At 45.1% G+C, this 5680-nt stretch carries 6 protein-coding genes; 2 read left to right on the forward strand and 4 right to left on the reverse strand.

Annotation, left to right across the window (positions count from 1 at the left end):
* Nucleotides 1-248: 248 nt before the first annotated feature.
* Together H6F63_RS20855 and argJ are read right to left on the reverse strand one after the other, a co-directional pair.
* A complete protein-coding gene (locus H6F63_RS20855; protein ID WP_190639387.1) occupies nt 249-593 on the reverse strand; it encodes a hypothetical protein in 345 nt (114 codons plus the stop codon).
* 470 nt (nt 594-1063) lie between these two features.
* Nucleotides 1064-2305, reverse strand: a complete 1242-nt coding sequence (gene argJ / locus H6F63_RS20860; protein ID WP_190639391.1) for a bifunctional ornithine acetyltransferase/N-acetylglutamate synthase — start codon at nt 2303-2305, stop codon at nt 1064-1066.
* A 68-nt stretch (nt 2306-2373) separates the two neighbouring features.
* Between argJ and H6F63_RS30645 the strand changes: the two genes are divergently transcribed.
* Complete coding sequence (locus tag H6F63_RS30645) at nt 2374-2505, forward strand: hypothetical protein (protein WP_277876461.1); 132 nt, start codon at nt 2374-2376, stop codon at nt 2503-2505.
* A gap of 365 nt (nt 2506-2870) precedes the next feature.
* On the opposite strand, the gene gatB is transcribed toward H6F63_RS30645, so the two are convergent.
* Together gatB and H6F63_RS20870 are read right to left on the reverse strand one after the other, a co-directional pair.
* Entirely contained in the window at nt 2871-4355 is a 1485-nt protein-coding gene (gene gatB, locus H6F63_RS20865) for an Asp-tRNA(Asn)/Glu-tRNA(Gln) amidotransferase subunit GatB (protein ID WP_190639388.1), read from the reverse strand.
* An 80-nt stretch (nt 4356-4435) separates the two neighbouring features.
* The gene (locus H6F63_RS20870; RefSeq protein WP_190639389.1) at nt 4436-4849 is read right to left on the reverse strand and encodes a hypothetical protein; all 414 of its coding nucleotides are present in this window, start codon (nt 4847-4849) and stop codon (nt 4436-4438) included.
* A 497-nt stretch (nt 4850-5346) separates the two neighbouring features.
* Here H6F63_RS20870 and H6F63_RS20875 point away from each other — a divergent pair, with 497 nt between their 5' ends.
* On the forward strand, nt 5347-5586 hold the full coding sequence (locus H6F63_RS20875) for an LmeA family phospholipid-binding protein (RefSeq protein WP_190639390.1): 240 nt from the start codon (nt 5347-5349) through the stop codon (nt 5584-5586).
* Nucleotides 5587-5680: the final 94 nt, after the last annotated feature.

Below are 5680 nucleotides of genomic sequence, written 5' to 3' on the forward strand. Positions count from 1 at the left end.
TTTGTAGTTTCTCTACTTGCTCTTGATTGAGATAATTTTTCGCTGGCATCTTTCACTTGTTAGACTAAATTTACTTTCGGATTATACTTTATTTAAATGCTGAACAGCTTATCACCACAAACTAGAGCTATTTGAACGTGCATAAAACCTGCAATAGCTCCTACGCACAAGAGCAGGAATTTCTATGGATACGATGAGAAAATTAACAAAATTCGCTGTAAGACTTTTGCCCAATTTCCAATTCTCAATTAACTGCGTTTTTTCTGAAGTGCAGCTACTTGCGCCTCTAGTTTGTTGATGCGCTGCTTGAGTTCAACTACCAAGGTAGCGAGTCGGTCAAACATTGGATCGGATGAAGGTGTTGTTCTAGTGATGGAAGGAACGGTCGGCGATCGCCTACTTGCTCCCGACTGTTGAAGAGCATCTACTTGAGCGTCTAGCTGGGTGATAAGCGATCGCATTTGATAGTTTTCTGCTTCCAGTCTAGAGAGGCGTGATTCCAGATAAGATGTCCCCTGCGCCAGCGTCAAAGGAGGCATAATGACAACTACCAAAATCAAACTGAGGCAAAACAACGCTATTTTCTTGACCATAACTTACGCTCCCAGCCCCGAAAGCTCCTATCAGCTGAGGTTAGCATCAGTTACATCAAATCAACTCCGTCTTGGGGAGAGCAAATTTTTCTGTTTTGCTGTATACCCAAGTTAGGGCGATGCCCAAGATAGCGATCGCATCCCAAACTACAATTTAATTGATTTGTTAATTCATTTCCTGCTAGCGAGGAGAAGGAAAAATTCTTTTTCAATAGCCCCCTATATTCTTCCCAAAGCAGACTTATAGGATTGAAATTTAGTGATATTCTTTGATTTCTCGGATTTAATCATCTCAACCTCTGCAACTGTGTCTTCGCCATCAGTTCTAGGGTGTGAGCATATGTCCATTGAAATAGACCCAAATTTTTACTCAGTCTTCTGAAGAAGACTTTAGCTGTTAGCCTGGGGCTTAAACCCCAGGCGGTTAATACGACTGCTACAAAATGTGGATTCAACTACCTACTGAAACTTCAAGTTGTGTACTCGGCGTTAATCTTCACGTAGTCATAACTTAAGTCGCAACCCCAAGCTTTACCAGAACCAGAACCAGAACCAATACTGACAGAGATTAAAACGGTGTCTTCTTTGAGGTAAGCGCCTGCTGCTGCTGCTTTTAAATATGCACTCGCCGCCGCCCGATCGAAGGGTAAAGGTTGACCATTTTCCATTAATAAGAAATCTCCAAGTTGAATGCGGAGATTTTCTTGATCGAATATTACGCCAGCACGTCCAGCAGCAGCAGCAATTCGTCCCCAGTTGGGATCGCGCCCAAAAATTGCTGACTTAACTAAGGATGAACCGACAATGGTTTTGGCAACTTGACGCGCATCTTTGTCATCGTGCGCCCCTGTGACTTGCACTTCAATTAAGCAGGTGGCACCTTCGCCGTCACGCGCGATCGCTTTCGCTAAATATTGACACACTTGGGTCAGCATTGCTTCCAACTTTTCGGCTTCTGCACCCATTTCGGTAATCGCTGGGGTGCGAGACTGGCCATTCGCTAGAGCAATCAGGGTATCGTTGGTACTGGTATCGCCATCTACAGTAATTTGGTTGAAGCTTTGATCGGCGGCGCGACTGAGCATTTTTTGCCACAAGGAAGGCGCAACCGCAGCATCGCAAGTTACAAAGGATAACATTGTCGCCATGTTCGGATGAATCATGCCTGAACCTTTGGAAATGCCGCCGATTCGCACTGGGCGATCACCTATAGTTGTTTCCAGAGCAATAGATTTGGGTACTAAGTCAGTTGTACAGATGGCTTTTGCAGCTGCGTCGCCTCCATCTTCGGATGCTGCTGCGACTAGCTGAGGAATTGCCGCCTTCAGTGCATCCATTTTAATTCGTTGTCCAATCACGCCTGTGGATGCCAGCAAGACAGTATCCGAGGGAATATTCAGCACTTGCGCCAACATCTGGGCGCTTTCGATAGCATCGATCCAGCCTTGAGAGCCGGTGGCGGCGTTGGCTTGTCCGGCGTTGCAGAGAATAGCTCTGGCACCGTGCTTAGCTTGCAGAAGTTGGCGGCAATAGTCTACGGGAGCAGCGCGGACAACAGAGGTGGTGAAGACACCAGCTGCGATCGCTTCCACTTCTGAATAAATTAACGCCAAATCTGGTAAACCTGATGGTTTGAGTCCTGCTACTATCCCCGCCGCCCGATATCCTCTGGGAGCCGTCACACCGCCTGATATTTCTTGCCAGCCTGCCATCATTCTTTCCTCAAGCCTGGTTGAAAGCAGATTATACCAAGCTGTCACAGGTCATTGGTCATTAATCAATGACATCGCTTAACCTCTCCCCAATCCCTCTTAAATTCTGGCTCAACCTCTCCTATACGGACACGGAAAAGGAAGATTTTTACGGGATGGCTTTTAATTTTCCCCTTCCCGGAGTACGGTTGCGGGGTTAGCTCGTTAGGTCGGTCTAATCGCAGAAGTATTGACAAGTGGCAACAAAAAAAAAGGAGAGTCACTTGGGCGACTCTCCCGATCATCAGGGTGCATCTACTAAACAAAATATAGCAGTTGGGGGTGAGGGGTGTCACCCCCTATTTTGTTTTTTTGGTAAATTTTTCTGATTTTTTGTGAAGCAGAGACAATTGAAAGTTCTCTTACATCAGCAGCCAAAGGGATTGCAGCTATTTGTGACGGATTACAATGTGAATCGAGAATAGCAACGTGAAAAACCCGATCGCCCGTTGCATATCCGTTACATGGTGCAATATTCCCATTACAATTAACCCCTCCCGTGGACGGGGAGGGGTTGGGGTAGGGTTTAACTGTTCAACTTCTGTTGGATCAACTGATTCGTCACCTTGGGATCTGCACGTCCGCCAGTTTGTTTCATCACCTGTCCGACAAAGAAACCAAGTAGCTTGGTTTTACCGCTGCGATACTGTTCTAGTTCTTTGGGACTTGCTGCTATAACCGCATCGATGATTTTTTCTAGTTCGCCAGTGTCGGAGATTTGCACTAAACCTTTGCTTTCCACCAGTGCTTTCGCAGAACCGCCGTTAGTGAGTAGTTCTGGCAGAAGTTCTTTGGCGATTTTGCCGCTGATGGTGCCATCTTCAATTAAGGAGATGAGTTCAGCTAGATTTTCGGGTTTCAGGGCAATTTCGGTGATGCTGAGTTTATTGTTGTTGATGTAGGCTGTGATGTCGCCCATCACCCAGTTAGCAGCTTGTTTGGGATTAGCTTTATGCTCAACAGCAGCTTCAAAATATTCTGCCACTGTGCGGTCTTCGGTGAGGACGCGGGTATCATAGGGAGATAAACCCAATTCGCTTTCATAGCGATCGCGTTTTTTGGCTGGCAGTTCCGGCAGTTGTGACTTCCACTGTTCCAGTTGTTCCGGGGAAACTTGGATAGGTGCCAAATCGGGTTCTGGGAAGTAGCGGTAATCGCTAGAGCCTTCCTTACTCCGCATACTAATAGTGCGTTGAGAGCCTTCTTCCCACAACCGCGTTTCTTGGGCAATTCTTTCGCCCGATTCGATGGCTTGAATTTGGCGGTCGATTTCGTACTCTATCGCCCGTTGAATGGCGTTAAAGGAGTTCATGTTCTTGATTTCGACTTTGGTGCCAAATTTTTCCTGCCCAACTGGACGCACGGAGATATTCACGTCGCAGCGCAGGGAACCTTCTTGCATATTACCGTCGCTCACGCCAAGATAACGCAGAATCCGACGCAGTTCTTGGGCGTATTCTGCGGCTTCAACTCCCGAACGCATATCGGGTTCTGAGACAATTTCTACTAGAGGAACGCCTGTGCGGTTGTAGTCTACCAGGGAGTAGGTGGAACCTGAGAGTCGTTCGCTACCCGCGTGAACCAATTTCCCCGCATCTTCTTCCATGTGCAGGCGGGTGATGCCGATTTTTTTGCGAATCGGTTTCCCTTCCGCATCAGTTAACTCTATCTCTAGATAACCGTGTTCGGCGATGGGCAAGTCGTACTGGGAAATCTGATAGTTTTTGGGTAGGTCGGGATAAAAATATTGCTTGCGGTCAAATTTGCTGTAGGGAGCGATGCAAGAGTTGAGAGCCAGTCCAGCTTTGACTGCGTATTCTAGCACCTTTTGATCCAGCACTGGCAATACCCCAGGCATTCCCATACATACCGGACAGACGTTCTGATTCGGTGTTGCACCAAATTCCGTGGAGCAATTGCAGAATATCTTGGTTTGGGTACTCAGTTGACAATGGGTTTCCAGACCGATGATGGCTTCGTATTGAGTTTTTACCGGAGCAGCAGTCGTCATAGTAGCTCTTTAAGCGATCGCAACTTTTGCAACTATATTTGCTCTATTTTAGCTTTCTCTTGACCTTTGCTGCCCTCGGTTCAATCAAAAATGACCTCTGGATTCATTTCTGGTGGGGTTTTCCAATTTATTCCGTACTTCTGGTTTAAAATGCGTTTCTTCTCTGCCCAGAACATCTGACTAAAACCTATCTCTCTTGGATACTCAGCCAGGTTTTCGTCTGCTTCTTGCCCTGCGGCTTCTATTATTCTTCTGTATCTGGGGTCATATTCTTTTAAATCAGATTTAATATTTCCCGGAACGTTCACCAAGTTTAACCTAACCTGAACTTCCCTAATTAGCCTGGGAAAAACCAACGTTAAATATTCCTCCCGGTTCTGCAATTCTTCAAAGGCAGCGGCAGCTTGTGCTTTTTGGATTTCTAACTGTCTAGCCCCAATTCCTAATATATTTACAGTTAATATAATTCCCAGAATGACTTTTGATGCTTTCATCTACCAAACCTCATGCTTAGGTGTCGCCTAAAATATTAGCACCAAAATTATACTAGCAACGGCTAAAATTTTGCTTTCTTTAGAGATAACCTGCGCTTGGGCTTATAGTTCTCAACGAGGAAATCGGTCTTTTTTCTCTATGACTAAAGTCAGGGGCTTTTAGCCTATATGCAGCAGTTGAAAGTGCAGTTGGCGTAGCAAGGTACTTTCAATTGGTGTACTGTTTCGGTCGTCTTAAGGACTTTAACCTTATAAAACAAAGATTCTGTGGCTAATTTTCGCTAAAATTACACCACTACCAATATCAACCTCGGAAAAAAACCATAATCTTAGAATAATAACTCGTAATTCATTGCCATCAACAATCAGGAACCTAAGAAATTTTATAGATATTCAGACAAATTGCAGATGACGGCTTCTACCAATATACAGATCCGCAACGGTTTTATTTGCGTATAGAGTAATGAGTAGCAAAATACAAATTGGAAAAATCCGTTATGTCACAACCACGGGTAGAGGCGCAAGCACTTTCTCAGGTACTACAAATGCGGCTTGGTAGCCTGCTGGATGCAGTAGAATTCATCGACGTAGATGTCCAAACTGACCTGAGTCAGATAATTCAGGGAGAGGCAAATTCGGTTTCTGTGGAAGGTCAGGGTTTGGTAATGCAGTTCGATATTCGCATACAGAATATCGAACTGCAAACAGATAACATTGCTAAGCTGTTCAGCATTTAAATAAAGTATAATCCGAAAGTAAATTTAGTCTAACAAGTGAAAGATGCCAGCGAAAAATTATCTCAATCAAGAGCAAGTAGAGAAACTACAAAAA

The organism is Trichocoleus sp. FACHB-40, assembly GCF_014695915.1.
GTDB lineage: Bacteria > Cyanobacteriota > Cyanobacteriia > Cyanobacteriales > FACHB-T130 > Funiculus > Funiculus sociatus.